At 63.0% G+C, this 18,639-nt stretch carries 22 protein-coding genes; 11 read left to right on the forward strand and 11 right to left on the reverse strand.

What is annotated here, in order from left to right; translation table 11 throughout:
• Positions 1–67: 67 nt before the first annotated feature.
• Together ACTJK6_RS04700 and egtD are read right to left on the reverse strand one after the other, a co-directional pair.
• Positions 68–1,366 (reverse strand): SUMF1/EgtB/PvdO family nonheme iron enzyme, encoded by a 1,299-nt coding sequence (locus ACTJK6_RS04700; protein WP_440838433.1) that lies wholly within the window; start codon positions 1,364–1,366, stop codon positions 68–70.
• 67 nt (positions 1,367–1,433) lie between these two features.
• Positions 1,434–2,480: an L-histidine N(alpha)-methyltransferase gene (gene egtD / locus ACTJK6_RS04705; RefSeq protein WP_440838783.1), complete on the reverse strand. Its 1,047-nt coding sequence runs from the start codon at positions 2,478–2,480 to the stop codon at positions 1,434–1,436.
• A 516-nt stretch (positions 2,481–2,996) separates the two neighbouring features.
• Here egtD and ACTJK6_RS04710 point away from each other — a divergent pair.
• Positions 2,997–3,689 (forward strand): TerC family protein, encoded by a 693-nt coding sequence (locus ACTJK6_RS04710; RefSeq protein WP_316868643.1) that lies wholly within the window; start codon positions 2,997–2,999, stop codon positions 3,687–3,689.
• On the opposite strand, the gene ACTJK6_RS04715 is transcribed toward ACTJK6_RS04710, so the two are convergent.
• Positions 3,686–4,687, reverse strand: coding sequence for a threonine dehydratase (locus ACTJK6_RS04715; RefSeq protein WP_440838434.1), 1,002 nt, complete (start codon positions 4,685–4,687; stop codon positions 3,686–3,688). The two genes, ACTJK6_RS04710 and ACTJK6_RS04715, sit on opposite strands and share 4 nt — an antisense overlap.
• 216 nt (positions 4,688–4,903) lie before the next feature.
• Between ACTJK6_RS04715 and ACTJK6_RS04720 the strand changes: the two genes are divergently transcribed.
• Positions 4,904–5,698: a thymidylate synthase gene (locus tag ACTJK6_RS04720; protein ID WP_316868640.1), complete on the forward strand. Its 795-nt coding sequence runs from the start codon at positions 4,904–4,906 to the stop codon at positions 5,696–5,698.
• A gap of 4 nt (positions 5,699–5,702) precedes the next feature.
• A complete protein-coding gene (locus ACTJK6_RS04725) occupies positions 5,703–6,206 on the forward strand; it encodes a dihydrofolate reductase (protein WP_260802787.1) in 504 nt (167 codons plus the stop codon).
• Positions 6,207–6,268: 62 nt separating this feature from the next.
• Here the strand turns inward: ACTJK6_RS04725 and pmbA are convergent, their stop codons facing one another.
• Positions 6,269–7,642, reverse strand: coding sequence for a metalloprotease PmbA (pmbA, locus tag ACTJK6_RS04730; protein ID WP_440838435.1), 1,374 nt, complete (start codon positions 7,640–7,642; stop codon positions 6,269–6,271).
• A 93-nt stretch (positions 7,643–7,735) separates the two neighbouring features.
• Between pmbA and yjgA the strand changes: the two genes are divergently transcribed.
• Both yjgA and mog read left to right on the forward strand, forming a co-directional pair.
• Entirely contained in the window at positions 7,736–8,353 is a 618-nt protein-coding gene (gene yjgA, locus ACTJK6_RS04735) for a ribosome biogenesis factor YjgA (protein WP_280928274.1), read from the forward strand.
• The gene (gene mog / locus ACTJK6_RS04740) at positions 8,350–8,997 is read left to right on the forward strand and encodes a molybdopterin adenylyltransferase (protein ID WP_440838436.1); all 648 of its coding nucleotides are present in this window, start codon (positions 8,350–8,352) and stop codon (positions 8,995–8,997) included. The genes yjgA and mog overlap by 4 nt, the downstream gene beginning before the upstream one ends.
• 3 nt (positions 8,998–9,000) lie before the next feature.
• Here the strand turns inward: mog and orn are convergent, their stop codons facing one another.
• Positions 9,001–9,648, reverse strand: coding sequence for an oligoribonuclease (gene orn / locus ACTJK6_RS04745; RefSeq protein WP_373407656.1), 648 nt, complete (start codon positions 9,646–9,648; stop codon positions 9,001–9,003).
• 76 nt (positions 9,649–9,724) lie between these two features.
• Here orn and ACTJK6_RS04750 point away from each other — a divergent pair, with 76 nt between their 5' ends.
• From ACTJK6_RS04750 to ACTJK6_RS04760, 3 genes are read left to right on the forward strand one after another with little or no spacing between them, the layout of a single operon-like run.
• Positions 9,725–10,984, forward strand: a complete 1,260-nt coding sequence (locus tag ACTJK6_RS04750; protein ID WP_440838437.1) for a M48 family metallopeptidase — start codon at positions 9,725–9,727, stop codon at positions 10,982–10,984.
• On the forward strand, positions 10,981–11,928 hold the full coding sequence (gene rsgA, locus ACTJK6_RS04755; RefSeq protein WP_440838438.1) for a ribosome small subunit-dependent GTPase A: 948 nt from the start codon (positions 10,981–10,983) through the stop codon (positions 11,926–11,928). The genes ACTJK6_RS04750 and rsgA overlap by 4 nt, the downstream gene beginning before the upstream one ends.
• A 30-nt stretch (positions 11,929–11,958) precedes the next feature.
• Positions 11,959–12,273 (forward strand): DUF2007 domain-containing protein, encoded by a 315-nt coding sequence (locus ACTJK6_RS04760; protein ID WP_232042316.1) that lies wholly within the window; start codon positions 11,959–11,961, stop codon positions 12,271–12,273.
• Between the two features lie 35 nt (positions 12,274–12,308).
• On the opposite strand, the gene ACTJK6_RS04765 is transcribed toward ACTJK6_RS04760, so the two are convergent.
• The 6 genes from ACTJK6_RS04765 to rpsP all read right to left on the reverse strand — a co-directional run bounded on the left by ACTJK6_RS04765 (position 12,309) and on the right by rpsP (position 16,383).
• Positions 12,309–13,250: a CobD/CbiB family protein gene (locus ACTJK6_RS04765; protein WP_232042315.1), complete on the reverse strand. Its 942-nt coding sequence runs from the start codon at positions 13,248–13,250 to the stop codon at positions 12,309–12,311.
• 108 nt (positions 13,251–13,358) lie between these two features.
• Positions 13,359–14,063: a CoA pyrophosphatase gene (locus ACTJK6_RS04770; protein WP_440838439.1), complete on the reverse strand. Its 705-nt coding sequence runs from the start codon at positions 14,061–14,063 to the stop codon at positions 13,359–13,361.
• 105 nt (positions 14,064–14,168) lie between these two features.
• On the reverse strand, positions 14,169–14,555 hold the full coding sequence (rplS, locus tag ACTJK6_RS04775) for a 50S ribosomal protein L19 (protein ID WP_004629138.1): 387 nt from the start codon (positions 14,553–14,555) through the stop codon (positions 14,169–14,171).
• 73 nt (positions 14,556–14,628) lie between these two features.
• Entirely contained in the window at positions 14,629–15,417 is a 789-nt protein-coding gene (gene trmD / locus ACTJK6_RS04780) for a tRNA (guanosine(37)-N1)-methyltransferase TrmD (RefSeq protein WP_440076815.1), read from the reverse strand.
• A 23-nt stretch (positions 15,418–15,440) separates the two neighbouring features.
• Positions 15,441–15,995, reverse strand: a complete 555-nt coding sequence (gene rimM / locus ACTJK6_RS04785) for a ribosome maturation factor RimM (RefSeq protein WP_260803121.1) — start codon at positions 15,993–15,995, stop codon at positions 15,441–15,443.
• A gap of 133 nt (positions 15,996–16,128) precedes the next feature.
• Positions 16,129–16,383, reverse strand: a complete 255-nt coding sequence (gene rpsP, locus ACTJK6_RS04790; RefSeq protein WP_024976244.1) for a 30S ribosomal protein S16 — start codon at positions 16,381–16,383, stop codon at positions 16,129–16,131.
• 145 nt (positions 16,384–16,528) lie between these two features.
• Here rpsP and ACTJK6_RS04795 point away from each other — a divergent pair, with 145 nt between their 5' ends.
• The 3 genes from ACTJK6_RS04795 to ACTJK6_RS04805 all read left to right on the forward strand — a co-directional run bounded on the left by ACTJK6_RS04795 (position 16,529) and on the right by ACTJK6_RS04805 (position 18,494).
• Complete coding sequence (locus ACTJK6_RS04795) at positions 16,529–17,602, forward strand: PQQ-dependent sugar dehydrogenase (RefSeq protein WP_440838785.1); 1,074 nt, start codon at positions 16,529–16,531, stop codon at positions 17,600–17,602.
• 193 nt (positions 17,603–17,795) lie between these two features.
• Positions 17,796–18,188: a hypothetical protein gene (locus ACTJK6_RS04800; protein ID WP_316868629.1), complete on the forward strand. Its 393-nt coding sequence runs from the start codon at positions 17,796–17,798 to the stop codon at positions 18,186–18,188.
• A gap of 123 nt (positions 18,189–18,311) precedes the next feature.
• Positions 18,312–18,494: a hypothetical protein gene (locus ACTJK6_RS04805; protein WP_440816601.1), complete on the forward strand. Its 183-nt coding sequence runs from the start codon at positions 18,312–18,314 to the stop codon at positions 18,492–18,494.
• Positions 18,495–18,639: the final 145 nt, after the last annotated feature.

An 18,639-nucleotide genomic window follows, 5' to 3' on the forward strand; every position in this document is an offset into this window, starting at 1 on the left:
AAAAAACCCCACGTCTAACAGCGTGGGGTTTTTTGCTACTTGCCGGTCCTGTCCCGACCGGCTTCCGTCAAAGCGCACAGGTTCGGAAGCCGACAAAGATGTCGTCGCGCTCCGGCAGCAGGAAGCCCCGGAAACGCGGGTGACGGGTGCGTTGCGGCGTATGTGCAGCGGCGCCCCTCACCGCCTGCATCGTCACGAAGTGCGGCGCCGAGAGGCTCGCCACACGGCCCCGCGGCATGCCCGGCACAAAATCCGGATACGGCTCGAACGGCGACGACGTCCACTCCCACACCTGCCCCCAATGAAAGCCGGCCCGGCCCTGCACTGCGGCCATCTCCCATTCGTCTTCGGTCGGTAGGCGACGGCCGGCCCAGCGGCACCAAGCCTGGGCTTCGTACAGGCTCACATGACGCACGGCTTCATCCCGGTTGATCGTACGCGCCTGACCGTAGCGCAGTGCCTGCCAGGTGCGCGTGGCGGGATCGCGCTGCCAACCCAACGGCGCCGAACGCTCCTGCATCATCAGCCACTCCATGCCGGCCGGCGACCACCACTGCGGATGGTCGTAGCCGCGGTCTTCGATGAACTCCAGGTATTGGCCATTCGTGACCGGCTGCGCATCGATCTCAAACGCGGGGACATACGTGCGGTACGGCGGACACTCGTTGTCAAAGAAGAAGCCATCAGCATCGGGCCAGCCCATCTGGAAGCGGCCGCCGGACAACGCCAATGTCTGGGCAGCCGGCACGGCCACGGCGGCCAGCGGAGGCTGTCCAGCGGGTTGCAGGCCCAGTACCTGCAGCAGGCCGTGCAGATGTTCGGCGCGCAGGTCTTCGTGGAATACCGCCCAGCGAAACGGCTCCAGCGCCGCATCGTGGTCGGTACCAAGCGTGGCGAGCTTACGCAGCACGCGGTCGAGCACGTCATGCGCGTAGTGCTTGATCGCGGCAATGCCGGGCAGCGTCAGGTCCCAGCATGCCTCTGGCGGCATGCGGTCCATGTCGAAGAACGTGTCAGCGCCGTCGAGTGCGGCCGGCAGCGTGGCTTGCCATCGCGCCAGGTCCCACTCCGTGCCGGCGCCGTCTTCGATGGTGTCGCTGCCGTTGCGACGCGGCTCGCGCAGGCACCAGAACTCGGCAAACCAGGCCAATTGGCCCAGCGTCCAGAGGGGCGGCGCGTGATGCTCCACGCGTTCAATCTGCCAGCCGCGCTGCGTATCGCCAAACGCCGACAACAACGCGAGCGTGCGATTGCGTGCATCGACGAGGCTGTGCGCGATGCCCTGGCGCGGCAGGCGACGGCCGTCGGTCCAGTCGGGAAGCGATCCGATGAAGGTCGGATCGGGGAGCATGAAGAATTCAGCCATCGCGGCAAACCTCGGGCGGGAATCGATCCATTATCGCACCGGCCTGCCGGGTGTTCTGCCGCCCGTCCTAACGGCCTACGCTCGCGTGGCAGACGGCAAAGTCGCTGCTGGCGTCGGTCCAGGCATGCAGGTCTTCGAAGCCGGCATCGGCAAACATCGCTTGCAGGCTCGGCAGGTCATATTTGACGGAGTTCTCGGTGTGCATGCGTTCGCCGGCAGCAAAGGCGCGGTCGTGCTTGCCCCATCGCACTGTCACGTCGCGACGAGCTTCTAGGTGCATCTCAACGCGATGGGCTTCTGAGCGGTACAACGCGACATGGCGCCAGTCCCGCACGTCGAAATTTGCGCCCAAGAGGCGATTCAGGTTGCGCAGTACGTTCAGGTTGAACGCTGCCGTCACGCCGAGCGGATCGTCGTAAGCGGCCTCGAGGCGTTCGGCCTCTTTGATGAGGTCGATACCGATCAGCACGCTGTCGCCCGGGGCGGAAGCTTCGCGCAGGCGCGAGAGAAATGCGCCCGCCTCTTCCGGTGTGAAGTTGCCCAGGCTCGAACCGGGATAGAACCACACGCGGCGCCCATCGCCCACGGCATCAGGCAACACCAGCGGTGCACATAGATCGGCGCCGATGCCGACCATCGGCAATTGGGGATGCTGACGCGCAAGCCCACGGAGCGTATCGCGTAGAAAATCCGCCGAGATATCGATCGCCACATAACGCGACGGCGCGAGCGTGCGGAACAGCCGTGCGGCCTTTTCGCAGTTGCCGGCCCCCAAGTCGATCAACGTGGCGCCGCGCCCCACGCGCATCGCGATCTCGGCGGCGTGCAGACTGAAGATGGCGGCTTCGGTGCGCGTCGGGTAGTACTCGGGCAGATCGGTAATCGCTTCGAACAGGCGCGAACCAAGGGCGTCGTAGAAGAACTTCGGGCTGATGCTGGCTGCGGGTGCGAGTAGGCCGGCTTCGGCCTCGGCACGCAGCGCAGCGTCGTCTTCCGTAAAGAGCTGGTAGAAAGTCAGGCCTGCGCCAACGGCGTCGACCGTGGGCTGGGGCTGGATCAGTCGAGCCAGCGCGCGGCGGGCATAGGCATCGGCGGACGGCTTGGCGGCCTGCATGGTGTCTCCCGTTGTGGGTGGAACGGCACGGTGCTGCATGGTCATGAGGGCTGTCGACAGCGAGAAATGTGCCATCGCGCCCATGCCATCACCGCAGGCCCGTGGCGCGCGGATGAAATTGCAGCGTAGACGCCGCTTTGTGACAGCGCCACCGTTCTTTCGCCGGAGGCCGTCACAACAAGGCATCGCGCCAATCGTAAAAATCACCTGCGCCGCTGAAAAAATCACGCACACCTTGCTGCAAGGCCAATGTTGCGTTTTTGCAGCGCACAATCGACCTGCTGCGATATAATGCGGACTTCCTCAAAGGGGAGTAGCTCGGGGGTTCTTCAGCCCCAGGCACGATCGTCATGACGAAGCCCACGCTTCCGGTCGTGCCGGCACCAGCAGGTTCCCAACCTGTTCGTGTCGAGCAAGACCTTTGCAACCGGATTTCATGGTCTGCAAAGCGTCTCGCCCCTGCACTCCATGCAGTCCGGTCAACCGATTTTTATTGTTGTTTGACTTGGAGCCACCATGGAATGGTTGTCTGACATTTTCACCATGCAGTTTGCTGCCGCGCTGGCATCGATCATCGTGATCGACCTCGTGCTTGCGGGCGATAACGCCATCCTCATCGCGCTGGCTGCGCGCAACCTGCCGCCCGAGCTACAGAAGAAAGCGATCATGTGGGGCGCCGCGGGCGCCATCGTCGTACGTGCGCTAATGACGCTGGCGGTGGTGTGGCTGCTGAAGATTCCGGGCCTGATGCTGGTGGGCGGCCTGGCGCTGGTGTGGATCGCATGGAAGCTTCTGGCTGACGACGGCCAGGGCGGCGATGAACACGGCGCGGGCAGCACCACGCTGATGGGCGCCATGAAAACCATCATCATCGCCGATGCGGTGATGGGCATCGACAACGTTCTCGCCATTGCCGGCGCATCGCACGGCAGCTTCCTTCTGGTGGTGCTGGGCCTGCTGATCAGCGTGCCGGTCGTCGTGTGGGGCAGCGGCGTGGTACTGCGCCTGATCGAACGCTTCCCGATCATCATCTACGGCGGCGCCGCGGTGCTGGCTTATACGGCCGCCCACATGATCGTGGCCGAACCGGTTCTCAAGGCGTTCTTTGCTGCGCAGCCGCCGCTCAAGTGGGCAGTGTATGTGGTGGTGTTCGTGGTCGTGCTGGGCGGCGGTTGGCTGGTGCAACGCCGCCGCCAGCAACTCGCCTAAGCCAGGATCGGCTGGCCGGCGAGCACGCGCGCCAGCTTGGCGCGATCGATGTTGCCGCCGGTCAGCGGCAGGCCGACGCGCTGGCCGGCAATCTGCTCGCGCTGCTGCCACGCCCCCGCCAGGGCCGCAGCGGCAGCGCCCTCGGCCACGTTGTGCGTCGTGGAGAAATACAGACGAATGGCCTCCGCCACCTCGTCATCCGTCACCGCAATGATCTCGTCGACGCCGGCGCGGATCACCTCAAGTGCCTTGGCGTCAGGTGTGCGACACGCAAGCCCGTCGGCCAGCAGCGTCGACACCGGCGCCGACACCACGGCACCGCTTGCGAACGACTGCTCGTAGCATCGAGCATGGGCCGACACCACGCCGACAATGCGTGTCGACAGTCCCAACGCATCGCGCGCCCGTACAGCCGCGCAAATCCCGGAACCCATGCCGATGGGCACATAGACCACATCCAAAGGCGTGGCCTCCAGAAACTCCAGCCAGTAGCTCGCCACCCCGACGACCAGATCGTCGTGATACGAGGGCACAAAGTGCAAGCCACGTTCACCGGCCAGTTGATCGGCGAACTCGCGGCTTGCCTGGAAGTCATCGCCCGCTTCAATAAGCTCTGCGCCAAGTGCACGCATGGCGGCATTTTTCTCCACGCTATTGCCATGTGGCACGACGATGGTGACGGCGATACCGTTGCGGCGCGCTGCCAATGCAATCGACTGGCCATGATTGCCACGCGTGGCGGCGATCACACCGCGCACCTGGGGCTCGCGCTGGCGCAAGGCATGCAGGTAAGTCAGCCCGCCCCGAAGCTTGAACGCGCCCACTTCGGTGTGGTTCTCATGCTTTACCCACGCCTCGGTACCCATGGCTTGCGAGAGCAACGGCCAGCAGTATTCCGGGGTCGGCGCAATCGCCGCATGGACAACGCTGGCCGCTGCGCGCAGATGGCGCAGTTCATTGGCACGGTCCAGCGATGCGGAGGTAACAATGGTCGACATGATCTTTCTCCGTCAGACAGTTGAAACGATAGCGCCATCCTGCCAGCCCCGCCGCCCCTTACAACATCGACAATCCTGCGTTTTGCCGGTCCAGCCGTTCTGGTCATCTGAACGGGCCAGTTTCCGGACACTGCCGGTACAGTCGACGCCGGGCCGCTCACGTTACAATGCGGCTCACTCGATTTCCCGACGCCCCGCCTCTTCGCCCGCGCTCGCATGAAGCCTTATCTCGACCTGATGCGCCATGTCTACGAACATGGCACCGACAAAGCCGATCGCACCGGCACCGGCACGCGCTCGGTGTTCGGCCACCAGATGCGCTTCAACCTGCAGGACGGCTTTCCGCTGGTGACCACCAAGAAGGTCCACATCAAATCCATCGTCTATGAGCTGCTGTGGTTCCTCCAGGGCTCGACTAACGTGCGGTGGCTGCAAGACAACGGCGTGACGATCTGGGACGAATGGGCCGACGCCGACGGCGAACTGGGCCCCGTCTACGGCTCCCAATGGCGTTCGTGGCCGACGCCTAACGGCGAACACATTGACCAGATCGCCGAGCTGATCGCACAGATCAAGGGCAACCCCGATTCGCGCCGGCTGATCGTCTCGGCCTGGAACGTGGCGGACATCCCGCGCATGAAGCTGCCGCCCTGCCACGCGTTCTTCCAGTTCTACGTGGCCGACGGCAAGCTGTCATGCCAGCTCTACCAGCGCAGCGCCGACATCTTCCTCGGCGTGCCGTTCAACATTGCGAGCTACGCGCTGCTCGTGCACATGGTTGCGCAACAGACCGGCCTCGATGTGGGCGATTTCGTCTGGACCGGCGGCGACTGCCACCTCTACAACAACCACTTTGAACAGGTGGAGACGCAACTCGCGCGTGAACCGCTGCCGTTGCCGAAACTGGTCATCAAGCGCAAGCCCGACAGCATCTTCGACTACCAGTACGAAGACTTTGAAATCGTCGGGTACCAGAGCCACCCTGCGATCAAAGCACCGGTGGCCGTGTAACCGTATGACCATCCTGACGCTCATCGTCGCCCGCGCCCGCAATGGCGTGATTGGACGCAACAACACCCTGCCCTGGCGCCTGCCGGAAGATCTCGCGCACTTCAAGCGCACGACCATGGGTGCGCCCATCGTGATGGGCCGCAAGACGTACGATTCGATCGGCCGCCCGCTGCCGGGCCGGCGCAACATTGTCGTCACGCGCAATGCCAAGCTTGAGCTGCCGGGCTGTGAGATCGCCTATTCGATGGAAGACGCCCAGCGCTTGTGCGTGGGCGCCGAGCAGATCTTCCTGATCGGCGGCGCGCAACTGTATGCGGATGCCCTCCCGAGCGCAGACCGCTTGATCGTCACGGAGATCGACGCCGATTTCGAAGGCGATGCACACTTTCCCGCGCCGGACCCAAAGCTCTGGCACGAGGTTGCACGCGAGACGCACCACGCGGCCGCGCCCAACGATTTCGACTACGCGTTCGTTACATACGAACGTCCGCCATCGAACGAGCAGTAACCACAGCAGGCAAAAAAAACGCGCTCAGTTTCGAGCGCGTTTTTCATTTTGACTACGGCAATTTATTCGCCGGCAATCGTCATCTGTTCGATCAGAATGGAGCCGGTTTCCTTCGTACCGCGCACCAGCGCGTCGGCACCGATGGCGACGATCTGGCGGAACATCTCGCCCAGATTACCGGCGATCGTGATCTCTTCCACCGGATACTGGATCACGCCGTTCTCGACCCAGTAGCCCGATGCGCCGCGCGAGTAGTCCCCGGTTACGTAGTTCACGCCCTGGCCCATCAGTTCGGTCACCAGCAGGCCCGTACCCATGCGGCGCAGCATGCCAGCAAAGTCGTCCTCTGGCGTGGTCTTGTCTGAGAACAGCGTCAGGTTGTGCGAGCCGCCGGCATTGCCTGTGGTTTGCATGCCGAGCTTGCGCGCGGAATACGTCGACAGGAAGTAGCCCTCCACCACGCCGTTCTCTACGACATCGCGGCGCTGCGTGCGCACGCCTTCCTCGTCGAACGGCGCGCTGCCCATGCCGTTGAGGACGTGCGGGTCTTCCGTGATCTGCACGTGCGGCGCGAAAACTTCCTTGCCCAGCGTATCGAGCAGGAAAGTCGACTTGCGATACAACGCGCCGCCCGATACCGCCTGCACGAACGCGCCCAGCAAACCCGCAGCGAGCGGCGCTTCGAACAACACCGGGCACTTGCGCGTCGTCAGGCGGCGCGCGCCTAGACGCGCCAACGCACGTTCCGCCGCGTATTTGCCGATCGCTTCGGGCGCAGCCAGATCATCCGGCGAGCGCTTGGACGAATACCAATCGTCACGCTGCATGTGCGCACCCGAACCAGCGATGGGCGCGGCCGAAATGAAGTGACGCGAATATGGGTAGCCGCCCATGAAACCGCGCGACGTGGCCAGTACGAAGTGCGAATGCTGTGCCGAGATGCTGGAGCCATCGCTGTTGCGGATTTTCGGGCTCACGGCAAAGGCAGCGGCTTCCGCGGCGCGTGCGATCTCCACGGCCGCTTCGGCGTCGATCATCCAGGGGTGATAGAGCTGCAGGTCTTGCGGGTGCTTCTCCAGCAGTTCTTCTTCTGCCAAGCCGGCGCAATCATCGTCGGCCGTGAAGCGCGCAATGTTGTAGGCGGCCTCGACGGTGGACCGCAGTGCCGCCGGCGAAAAGTCCGACGTGCTGGCGTTGCCGCGCTTCTTGCCGAGCATGACTGTCACGCCAACAATCTTGTCGCGGTTCTGCTCGATGGTCTCGATCTCGCCCTTGCGGACCGTGACCGACAGGCCCTGGCCTTCGGAGATTTCCGTTGCGGCATCGGAAGCACCGAGTTCGCGTGCAATGCGCAGCACATCGGTGGCCATCTCCTCGAGCTGTTCGCGGCGGTAGGCAAACACAGGGGCGGTCTTGGAATCGAGCGTTTGAGACATAGGCAATGGAGGGGAGAAACGGGTGCCGCGATTTTGCCAAAAGCGGGCAAGAACTGGCGAAAGTGCCCATCATAGCAAGATACAATGCGCGCCATGAGCCGAGCATCCCGACACAACCCCACGTATCTCCAACCCGTCGTGCGCACCGACATCGGTGACGAGGACGATCCGGATACGCCCAAGAGCAAATCGCAGCGCAAGCGCGAGGTGAACGCCTTGCAAGACCTGGGCACGGCCCTGGAAGCGCTGCCCAAGGACAAACTCGCCAAGGTGCCGCTGCCCGAAAAGCTGGTTGACGCCCTGCGCGAGGCCAAACGCACCACCGCCCACGAAGGCAAGCGCCGCCAGATGCAGTACATCGGCAAGCTGATGCGCGCCCTGACCGACGAGGAAGTGGAGGCCATCCGCCGCGTCCTGGCCACCTTCGTAGGCGCCTCCAAGGCAGAAACTGCGCGCCTGCATGCCATCGAGCGTTGGCGCGACCGCCTGATCGCCAGCGACGACGCCATCACCGAGTTCATTGCAGCGCACCCCGATTCCGACGTGCAGGCGCTACGTACGCTGGTACGCAATGCACGCAAGGAGGCGCAGTTGGCCAAGCCGCCCAAGTCGTCGCGCGAGCTGTTCCAGATGGTCAAGCAGGCCCTGTCGGGCAACGACCGCGATGAAGACGACGCCGATCTACCCGAAGCTGAAGACGACGAAGCATGACAGCCCCTACCCCCTCCGCGCCGATCACCCGTCGCCACGCCGACGAACTGGTCGTCGGTTTTGTGTCGATTTCGGATCGCGCATCGGCCGGCACGTATCAGGATGAAGGGATTCCCGCGCTGCGGGACTGGTTTGGCACCGCGCTCTCATCGCCGTGGCAAGGGGTGGAGCGGCTGATTCCGGACGATCAAGCGGCGATTGCCGAAACGCTGATCGACCTCGTCGACCATGCCGGGTGCGATTTGGTGCTCACCACGGGCGGCACCGGCCCCACGCGCCGCGATGTAACGCCCGAGGCCACGCTGGCCGTCGCCACCAAGGAAATGCCAGGTTTCGGCGAGCAGATGCGCCAGATCAGCCTGCATTTCGTGCCGACGGCCATTCTGTCGCGTCAGGTGGCGGTAATCCGCGAGACGCCGTCGCGCGCGACGCTGATCATCAACCTGCCCGGTCAACCGCGTGCCATCAGGGAAACGCTGGAGGGCTTGAAGGATGTGGAGGGCCGCGCCACGGTCCCGGGCATCTTTGCGGCCGTGCCCTACTGCATCGATTTGATCGGCGGCCCGTATATCGACACGCACGACAGCGTGGTCAAGGCCTGGCGACCCAAGCACGCTGTGCGCGCAAAACCGCTGCAGGCTTAACGCTTACGGGGCGACCGAAGACGCCAGCGCTTCAGCATCCGGCGTTTGCGGTACATCGCGGATGAAGTGCTCGCGGTAATAGCGCAGCTCTTCGATCGACTCGATGATGTCTGCGAATGCCGTGTGCCGCTGGTGCTTCGTAAAGCCCTTGGCAATGGCCGGCTGCCAGCGCTTGCAAAGCTCCTTGAGCGTCGAGACGTCCAGGTTGCGGTAATGGAAGTACTCCTCGAGCTTGGGCATGTAGCGCGCCATGAAACGGCGGTCCTGGCAGATGGAGTTGCCGCACATCGGCGACTTGCTCTTCGGCACCCACTTCTTGAGGAAGGCCAGCAGTTCAGCTTCCGCTTCCGCTTCGGTCGTGGTCGACGCCTTGACCTTGTCGATCAGGCCCGACCGGCCGTGCGTGCCCTTGTTCCAGGCGTCCATGCCGTCGAGCAACTCGTCGGACTGATGAATCACCAGCACAGGGCCTTCAGCGAGGATGTTCAACTCCGAATCCGTCACCACCACGGCCACTTCGATGATGCGGTCGTTTTCGGGGCTCAGGCCGGTCATCTCCATGTCTAGCCAAACGAGGTTGTTATCGCTTTTAGCGGCAACGCGGTTGGAGGTCGAGGTGGATGTGGCGGACGGGGAAACGGGGGGACTCACTGGGGTGCTCACTCAAGGGCCTTGAGAAAATGACTGAAGGCTATAATTTTCGCATATCTGATAGGTGTTTCCCCACATGCCCGCCTTTACTGCTGTCTTCCTGGTCGCCCTTGCATTGATGTCCGCCACGCGCCTGTGGCTGGCCGCGCGGCAAGTCCGTCACGTGGCGCGTCACCGCGATGCCGTGCCGGCGCAGTTTGCCGAGTCCATCACGCTGGACATGCACCGCAAGGCCGCCGACTACACCATCGCCCGAACCCGTCTGGCGATGCTCGAAGTACCGGTTCAGGCGGCCCTTCTGATTGCGTTGACGCTGCTGGGTGGACTGAACTGGATCAACCAGGCATGGCTGGGCGTGTTCGGCCCCGGTTATGCGTATGGCGTGGCGCTGACCGCGTCGGTCATCGCGATCAGCAGCGTGATCGAGTTGCCGTTTTCGCTGTATGGGCAGTTTGTCGTGGAAGAGCGATTCGGCTTCAACCGCATGACGTTCAAGCTATGGTTGGCCGACAACCTCAAGGGCTTGGCCATCGGCACCGTGCTGGGTCTGCCGCTCCTACTGGCGGTGCTTTGGCTGATGGACAAGATGGGCACGTACTGGTGGCTCTACACCTGGATCGTCTGGATGGCGTTCATGCTGTTTGTTCAGGCGATCTACCCGAACGTCATCGCACCGCTCTACAACAAGTTCACCCCGCTGCAGGACGAGGAAATGCGCTCGCGCATCGAAAGCTTGCTCAAGCGCTGCGGCTTTGCCAGCAAGGGCCTGTTCGTGATGGACGGCAGCCGACGCAGCGCCCACGGCAACGCCTACTTCAGCGGCTTTGGCGCAACCAAGCGCATCGTCTTCTTCGACACGCTGCTCGCCCGGCTTAATCCGTCCGAGATGGAAGCCGTGCTCGCCCATGAACTTGGGCATTTCAAGCGCCATCACATCACCAAGCGCATTGCCGTGACGTTCGTGCTGAGCCTGGGTGCGCTGGCGCTCCTTGGCTGGCTTATGACGCGCACATGGTTCTACCTGGGCCTTGGCGTCGCGCCCAACCTGTTCTCCGACAACCACGCGCTGGCGCTGATGCTGTTTTTCCTGGTGTTGCCGGTGTTCACGTTCTTCGTCTCGCCGCTGGCAAGTCTGTCGTCGCGCAAGGACGAGTACGAAGCGGATGCTTTTGCCGCCGAGCACGCCGACGCAAATCAACTCGTCTCGGCGCTGGTCAAGCTGTTCCAGGACAACGCATCGACACTCACCCCGGACCCGGTCTACTCAACGTTCTATTATTCGCACCCGACTGCATCGCAGCGCGTGGAGCGCCTTGTGCAGGCTCGCACGGCATGACGCGCGGCAAACCGAGCCGCGCCCATAAGCAGACAGCCACCGGCGAACACGGGCTTGTCATCGCCGCGCACGGGCGACATTACCTGGTAGAACGCGAGGGCGGCGGCTTCCTGCAATGTTTCCCGCGCGGCAAGCGCAGCGAATGCGCTGTCGGCGATCGCGTGGTCTATGAAGCCACTGCCGTCGACCAAGGCGTCGTCGTACGCGTTGACGAGCGCCGCAACCTGCTCTACCGCTCCGATCAGTTCAAATCGAAGGTGCTGGCCGCGAACCTGGATCAGGTCATCATCATGCTCGGCACCGAGCCGAGCTTTTCGGAAGACCTGCTTGGCCGCGCGCTTGTCGCGGCAGAGTCCCTCGGCATCACCCCGCTGATCCTGCTCAACAAGATCGACTTGACCGCCCGGTTGGAGACGGCTCGCTCACGCCTGGCGCTCTACCGGGAGCTGGGTTACGCCATCGTCGAACTGACCGTACATGGTGCACCGGACGCCGCGCACGCAGCGCTTGAACCTCACGTGGCTGGGCGCGCCTCGATCCTGATCGGGCAGTCGGGCATGGGCAAGTCGTCACTGCTGAATCTGCTGATTCCGGGCGTGGATGCGCAAACGCGCGAGATCTCCGAAAAGCTCGATTCCGGCAAGCACACAACCACGTTCACACGGCTCTATCACTTACCCGCGGAATGGGGCAAGGGCGGCGTGCTGATTGACTCGCCGGGCTTCCAGGAATTCGGCCTGCATCACCTGAGCGAGGGCATGCTGGAACGCGCCTTCCCTGAATTCCGCTCGCGCCTGACCGAGTGCCGCTTTTATAACTGCCGGCACCTGCAGGAACCTGGCTGTGGCATTCTGGGTGCGATGGCCGAAGGCAAGATCGATCCACGGCGGCACCAGCTTTACGCGCAACTGTTGCACGAATCGGAGCAACAGAAGCCTTGGTAACGGCTTCGTAACACGTTCGGGGAGGCTGAGATGAAGTTGCTGATCAGCAGTTCATCGCTCGGCATGGCGGCACACTGGCAGAACGTGCTGTCTGCCGCCGGCATCCGCACCGAGCTGCGCAACATCTACCTGAGCAGCGTGGCGGGTGATATTCCGCCGCAGGATTGCGCGGCGCAAGTCTGGCTGGTGGACCCGGCGCAGGAAGCGCAGGCGCAAGCGCTACTCGATCAGGCACGGCATCCGCCCACCGGCCCAGCCTGGCGCTGCGCGCATTGCGCAGAAAGTCACGAGCCGCAGTTCGCCCAGTGCTGGCGCTGCGGCAAAGACCGCGAGGATGCGGCCTGATTGATCGTTCAGCGGCTAGGCATCGTGGTGCCGCATCAGCCCAGCCAGACGGCAATCGACAGCATCGCCAGCAGCAGCATCCACAGCACCACCGCGCGCCACACCAATCCCACAGCTGACTGCAGCGTGCGGACATTCGGCTCCTGCCCCACTTCCATCGGATAGGCGCCGTCTTCGTCGGCAATGCTGTCGACCGAATCACGTTGCGCAATGGGCGTCCCAAGACGCACGCCGAGTGCGCCGCCCCCGGCCGCCAGCAGGATGCCATTCACTTCGTCGTTCCACTTGGCAGCGCGGTTGCGCCATGCGTACACGGCATCTTCAAAGTTGCCGACGATGGAGAAGCCGATCGCAGTCAGGCGCGCAGGGATGTAATCGATGACAAAGAATGCCTGACGGGCAAAGAGACCGAGCGCTGGGCTACGCTCCATCGACGTATCGCTCCAGTGGCGAGCGAGGTATTCAGCGCCGCGGTACAACACTACGCCGGCGGGACCGATCGGAACCAGGAACCAGAAGAACACGCCAAACACGTGGCGATGCGCCGCCACGATCGCGCATTCGAGCGTATGGCGGACGATCTCGTTGACCGGCATGTCGGTCGTGTCCTGCCCCGACCATTCGTTGAGCAGCAGGCGCGCAGTGACAACGTCATCGCTGCGCAGCGCCTCGTGGATATCGGTGAAGTAGTGGCTGAACTGGCGGAAGCCAAGCGTCAGGTACACCATCAGGACATTCCACAGGAACGCCAGCCCAAGGCTGATCGACGACAGGAGGTAGTGCACCAGCGCCACGACCACCACGGCCGGCAGCGTAACCACGCACCAGGCGAGCACGGCATCGCGACGATGGCCCGTGTCGAACCATTCTTCTGCCCGCGCGGCCAGTGCGCGCACGACGTCGTAGATCGGGTTGTCCCGGCTGAGCGCACGGAACTGTTCAAGAATCAGCGCGCAGAGTACGGAGAAAAAAGTCATTGGAAGGGCGTTGCGAGGGCGTGGATCACGCCGTGAATGCGATGTGCAAGACGATAGCACACAGCGTGCGCGCAACAGCGCACCTCGGGGCCCATATTCGCGCCGACGCTACGCTGCCAGCAGGTGATACAGGTTGCGCAGCATGCCGGCCGTCGCACCCCAGATGAAGTGATAACCAGCATCTGGCACTTGGTCAGATCGCCCAGATCGTCGATAAGGCATCGCATAGAAACGACGCACACGGTCTTCCCACCGCAGCTCGCGCACTTCGTGGTTGGCCGGGTCCATCAAGAAGGCCAGCGGCACCTCAAACACCTCGGCCACTTCGCTGGGGTCGGGTTGGAGGGTGAAATCGGGCGCCAGCAATCCGACAATCGGGCTCACGTGGAAACCCGTCCCGGTGATGTAGTCAGGCAGGCGACCGATCACCTCAATGTAATTTGCACTGATGCCGACCTCTTCCATCGTCTCGCGCAGCGCCGTGTCGACCATGTCGAGGTCAAAGTCTTCCCGCCCCCCGCCCGGAAAGCTGACCTGGCCGGCATGTTGGCTAAGCGACGCATTGCGTTGGGTCAGCAGCACCGTCAGACCTGCCTCGCGCTGCACCAGCGGCACCAACACCGCCGCCTCGCGTAATTTGAGCGAAGCATCGATCAAGCGGGATTCATCCGTCTGCTCCGGTTGCCAGTCGGGCGGCATCTGCAGCCGCGCGCGTACGAACTCGGCGGTCAATCGCGCGACCCCGAGCGCCGGCAACGATGCCTCGGTCGGCACCACCGGCAACTGCTCAGGATCGAACACGGGACGGCGCATCGGATGGGACTGAATGGTGATGGGCGGACGACATATATGCGGTCAATCTTCCGCCGCAAAAGAGAAAAAAGGCACCCGAAGGTGCCTTTTCGCAACGCGTGCAGATTACTCCGCTGCGGCTTCCTTGCGCTTGAAGGTCAGCTTCTCCTTGATGCGTGCCGACTTGCCCGAGCGTTGGCGCAGGTAGTACAGCTTCGCACGGCGCACATCACCGCGACGCTTCACCTCGATGCTGGCAAGCAGCGGCGAGTACAGCTGGAACGTACGCTCCACACCTTCGCCAGAAGAGATCTTGCGAACGATGAACGACGAATTCAGGCCACGATTGCGCTTGGCAATCACCACGCCTTCATACGCCTGCACACGCTTGCGGGTGCCTTCAACGACGTTCACGTTGACGATCACGGTGTCGCCAGGGGCGAACGGGGGGATCGTCTTGTTGGCCGTCAGGCGCTTGATTTCTTCCTGCTCGATTTGCTCGATGAGATTCATCTTTTTCTCCTTGACCATCGTGCCGGCGTTTTGCCCAGTCGGTAGACCGCGGCCCCGGTAGAGGATGGGAACTTCACTTGGCCGAGCCTTCCGGTATGGAAGCCTCTGACCCCTTTGCCGTTATCGCCGCGGCAGCGAGGAAAACCTCATCGCTGCGGGACAACAAACCCTGCTTGCGCGCCGCCTCGATCAGATCGGGCCGCTTGCGCATCGTATTCAACAGCGCCTGCTGGCGGCGCCACTTCTCGATCTCGGCATGGTGGCCACCCAGCAGCACATCGGGCACACGCACACCTTCGTACTCTTCCGGCCGCGTGTAGTGCGGGCAATCCAGCAAACCGTTGACGAAACTGTCTTGCACCGCCGACTGCGCATCGCCCAGCACGCCGGGCAACTGCCGGACCACGGCGTCGATGATCGCCATCGCTGCAAGCTCTCCGCCGGAAAGGACGAAATCGCCAAGGCTGATTTCTTCATCTACGCGACGGTCGACCAGACGTTGATCGATCGCTTCGTAACGGCCACACAGCAACGTGAGGGCCGGCAGTTGCGCCAGCTCCATCACCCGCTTGTGTGTAAGCGGCTTGCCTTGCGGCGACAGCAACACCACATGCGCAGGCGCCGGCGCTTGCGCCTCGTGAATCGCATCCAGCGCGGCTTCCAGCGGTTTGGCCAACATCACCATGCCTGGACCACCGCCGTAAGGGCGATCGTCCACGGTGCGGTAGTTGTCCGTCGTGAAATCGCGCGGGTTCCAGGTGCGCAACGTGTACACCTGCTGCTTGGCTGCACGGCTGGTGATCCCCCAGTCCGTCAGCGCCCGGAACATGTCCGGAAACAGCGAGACGACGTCGAACTGCATCGCCGAATTCTCCGGCCGCATGTTCAGTAATCCAGACCCCAGTCGACGACGATGCGCTTGCCTGCGACATCCACCGACTTCACGTAAACCTCGACAAATGGCACGAGCCGCTCGACGCCGCCTTCACCGACGATACGCAGGATTTGATGCGCACCGTTGTCGATCAGGCCGCCCACCGTGCCAAGCGTTTCTTGTTGCTCGTTGACGACCGTCGCGCCGATCAAATCGACCCAGTAGAACTCGTCATCGTCCGGCTCGGGAAAATCGGCCCGGCTGACCCACACGGCATAGCCGCGCAGTGCCTCGGCGACATTTCGATCGGGCGCGGCAGGCGAACCCGCCACCACCGTGCCGCTATGCTCACGCGACGTACCGACGGGAAACACCCGCCAGTCTGCCAAGGTTGCCAGTGCGCCAGCAGCCGGCTTGAGCCACCAGGTGCGCGCATTCAGCAACGCGTCAGCATCGCCGTGCAACTGGACCTTGATCCAACCGCGAATACCGTAGGCGCCACCGACATAACCCACCTCGACTAGATCGTCGGGGAGCGTCGGGTTGGTGCCCGCGCCCGGGCGCATGGCTTGCAGCCGTTCAGCAACCTTTTGCGAGGTTGCCTGCGTTGCAGCAGCTACAGGACCCGGCCGTGTCGATGCGGCGCGCGTCACAGCAGGAAGTGCTCGGACGGCACCGTCGATCGACGCATGCTAAAACTTAGGCAGCAGCTTTCTTGCCGTTTTGCTTCACCAGACGGGCAACCGTCGGCGACAGTTGTGCGCCCACGCCTTCCCAGTAGGTCAGGCGGTCTTGCACGATGCGCAGACCTTCTTCGCCTTCACCGGCGAGCGGGTTGTAGAAACCGACGCGCTCGATGAAACGGCCATCACGGCGGTTACGCGAGTCGGTCGCAACGATATTGAAGAACGGGCGCTTCTTGGAGCCACCGCGGGCCAGACGGATCACGACCATGGATCTATTCCTTGAAAAACTGGGTATGCGTACAGAGAAACACGCAAGTATAGCGCAATTTCTCCGACCAAACAAACACTTAGGCGTAGCGAATAAAGATGCCGGGCGGCACGCGCGGCAAGGACGGTACGTAAAGCCCGCCATTGTGGTCGCAGCTTGGCTTGGTGCAGTGACTGCGGCGCTCGCCAAGCCCCCCATCGAGACACTCCACGTACCGCCCGGCTTCCGTGTCGAGGTACTGACGGACGCGATGCCGGCCGCACGTGAAATGGCGCTTTCTCCAGCCGGCATTCTCTATGTCGGGAGCCGCGCCGGCAAAGTCTATGCGATGTCGTTGCAGACGCCGAATGCGCCCATCCATGTGGTGGCGTCCGGGCTGCAACTCCCTGTTGGCGTGGCATGGCGTGACGGCAACCTTTATGTTTCTGCGGTTTCGCGTGTGGTGAGGCTCGATGGCATCGACAAGCGACTCAGCAATCCACCCGAGCCGATGGTCATCAACGACAAGTTGCCAACAGAAACGCATCACGGCTGGAAATTCATCGCATTTGGGCCGGACGGAAAACTGTATGTGCCTGTTGGCGCACCCTGCAATATCTGCCGCCCCGATGAAAACCGGTACGCCAACATCATGCGCATGAACGCCGACGGCAGCGGACTGGAACTGGTGGCGCGCGGCATTCGCAACACGGTCGGCTTCGACTGGCACCCGACTACGCACGAATTGTGGTTCACCGACAACGGCCGTGATCTGATGGGTGACGACGTGCCCGACGACGAGCTGAACCGCATCACTCAACCCAATCCGCACTTCGGCTACCCGTTCTGCCACGCGGGCAACATTCCAGACCCAGAATTCGGTGCTGGGCACCCGTGCAGCAACTACGTGCCGCCTGTCGCCAAGCTCGGGGCGCACGTGGCGGCATTGGGCATGCGGTTCTATGCAGGGGGCAGCTTTCCGGCGGAGTACCGAAACAATATCTTCATTGCCGAGCACGGCTCGTGGAACCGATCGTCAAAGGTGGGCTACCGCGTCATGCGCATCGCGTTGGACGTTGCCGGCAATGTGACGAAGCAGGAACCGTTCGCTCACGGCTGGCTGCAGGGCGAACAGGCATGGGGACGTCCAGCCGATGTGCTGGTGGCACCTGACGGCAGCTTGCTCGTTTCGGACGACCTAGCCGGCGCTGTGTATCGCATCCGCTACACCGGGAAATGACCTAGGCGTCGCCCCTCGCCATGGCAAAGCGTGCACGAAACATCTCGTTACACGGGTAACGTTCGGACAGTGGATGCCTGCTGAGTGAAGCCTTACATTGACAAGCATGAACACGCGCCGTCGATCTCTGTTGCACACACCAGAAACACGCGGCGCGTGGCCCTCTCGAATCCTTGCCCGACAGGAGATAGCCATGCCGATTCGCGCATTGCTTCGCCCCTTGGCGGCAGGCGTTCTGATCGTCGCCTCTGCGGGCGCTGTGGCTGGCAACGCATCGGCGCGTCAAGCCGCCGTCGCCTTTGCAGAATCCGCCATGCCCGTCTGGACGCAAACGGCACAGACGATGCCGCAGGAACGTCCGTTGGTGGCGCAATTCTTTGCCGACACGCGTAGCGAGCAGGCCGCCCGCATCCGCGCGCAAATGGAGCGCATGGAAGCGCGCGCCCGCGCCGATGATCGCCTCAATGGTCGGGTTCAACCTCGGGACGGCGGCGGCCGCGGCGACTGGCAGCAACAGCAAGAACGCATGCGCCAGGAACGCGGCAATGGCGACCAAGGTAACTGGCGCGGCTCGCGCCGGGGCTGACACACACCGCCGTATTTCGCATCCCGGAACTTGGCGGGAGCACCTGAGTCGGATTGGAGGCCACGTGCACACGTTTGGCGTGCCCGTGACATCACACCAAACACAACGACAACAGGTGCTCCAATGTCATTTCCCCTCCACCGCCATGCGCGGCTTATCCTCGGCCTGGTCTGGACCACGGCCTTTATGCTGGTGCTCGCTCACCTGCTCTACGGTGAAGTCGGCTCGCGCCATCAGACACCCCAACTGCAGCAGGACTCGACGGTGTCGATGAGCGTGCTGTCGCTGCGTCCGGTTCCGATTTAGTGATTCTGCCCTTCCTGCCGCAAGCGCCCCGCAGCGCTGCGCGCGTCCGGCCGAACTGACGGCCTCTTCTTCCAGTTGCTGATGCGTCTTTAGGACGCGCTCCCGGCGCCGCCATTTTTGGCTGCGCCGCGGCTGATGTTGGGCG

Origin of the sequence: Ralstonia sp. 22086 (assembly GCF_052045975.1) — a bacterium.
Classification (GTDB): domain Bacteria; phylum Pseudomonadota; class Gammaproteobacteria; order Burkholderiales; family Burkholderiaceae; genus Ralstonia; species Ralstonia wenshanensis.

Bases quoted from the DNA above. Each gene is read 5' to 3' on its own strand.
- ACTJK6_RS04700 (WP_440838433.1), bottom strand. From the start codon at position 1,366: ATGGCTGAATTCTTCATGCTCCCCGATCCGACCTTCATCGGATCGCTT.
- egtD (WP_440838783.1), bottom strand. From the start codon at position 2,480: ATGCAGGCCGCCAAGCCGTCCGCCGATGCCTATGCCCGCCGCGCGCTG.
- ACTJK6_RS04710 (WP_316868643.1), top strand. From the start codon at position 2,997: ATGGAATGGTTGTCTGACATTTTCACCATGCAGTTTGCTGCCGCGCTG.
- ACTJK6_RS04715 (WP_440838434.1), bottom strand. From the start codon at position 4,687: ATGTCGACCATTGTTACCTCCGCATCGCTGGACCGTGCCAATGAACTG.
- ACTJK6_RS04720 (WP_316868640.1), top strand. From the start codon at position 4,904: ATGAAGCCTTATCTCGACCTGATGCGCCATGTCTACGAACATGGCACC.
- ACTJK6_RS04725 (WP_260802787.1), top strand. From the start codon at position 5,703: ATGACCATCCTGACGCTCATCGTCGCCCGCGCCCGCAATGGCGTGATT.
- pmbA (WP_440838435.1), bottom strand. From the start codon at position 7,642: ATGTCTCAAACGCTCGATTCCAAGACCGCCCCTGTGTTTGCCTACCGC.
- yjgA (WP_280928274.1), top strand. From the start codon at position 7,736: ATGAGCCGAGCATCCCGACACAACCCCACGTATCTCCAACCCGTCGTG.
- mog (WP_440838436.1), top strand. From the start codon at position 8,350: ATGACAGCCCCTACCCCCTCCGCGCCGATCACCCGTCGCCACGCCGAC.
- ACTJK6_RS04750 (WP_440838437.1), top strand. From the start codon at position 9,725: ATGCCCGCCTTTACTGCTGTCTTCCTGGTCGCCCTTGCATTGATGTCC.
- rsgA (WP_440838438.1), top strand. From the start codon at position 10,981: ATGACGCGCGGCAAACCGAGCCGCGCCCATAAGCAGACAGCCACCGGC.
- ACTJK6_RS04760 (WP_232042316.1), top strand. From the start codon at position 11,959: ATGAAGTTGCTGATCAGCAGTTCATCGCTCGGCATGGCGGCACACTGG.
- ACTJK6_RS04765 (WP_232042315.1), bottom strand. From the start codon at position 13,250: ATGACTTTTTTCTCCGTACTCTGCGCGCTGATTCTTGAACAGTTCCGT.
- ACTJK6_RS04770 (WP_440838439.1), bottom strand. From the start codon at position 14,063: ATGCGCCGTCCCGTGTTCGATCCTGAGCAGTTGCCGGTGGTGCCGACC.
- rplS (WP_004629138.1), bottom strand. From the start codon at position 14,555: ATGAATCTCATCGAGCAAATCGAGCAGGAAGAAATCAAGCGCCTGACG.
- trmD (WP_440076815.1), bottom strand. From the start codon at position 15,417: ATGCAGTTCGACGTCGTCTCGCTGTTTCCGGACATGTTCCGGGCGCTG.
- rimM (WP_260803121.1), bottom strand. From the start codon at position 15,995: ATGCGCCCGGGCGCGGGCACCAACCCGACGCTCCCCGACGATCTAGTC.
- rpsP (WP_024976244.1), bottom strand. From the start codon at position 16,383: ATGGTCGTGATCCGTCTGGCCCGCGGTGGCTCCAAGAAGCGCCCGTTC.
- ACTJK6_RS04800 (WP_316868629.1), top strand. From the start codon at position 17,796: ATGCCGATTCGCGCATTGCTTCGCCCCTTGGCGGCAGGCGTTCTGATC.
- ACTJK6_RS04805 (WP_440816601.1), top strand. From the start codon at position 18,312: ATGTCATTTCCCCTCCACCGCCATGCGCGGCTTATCCTCGGCCTGGTC.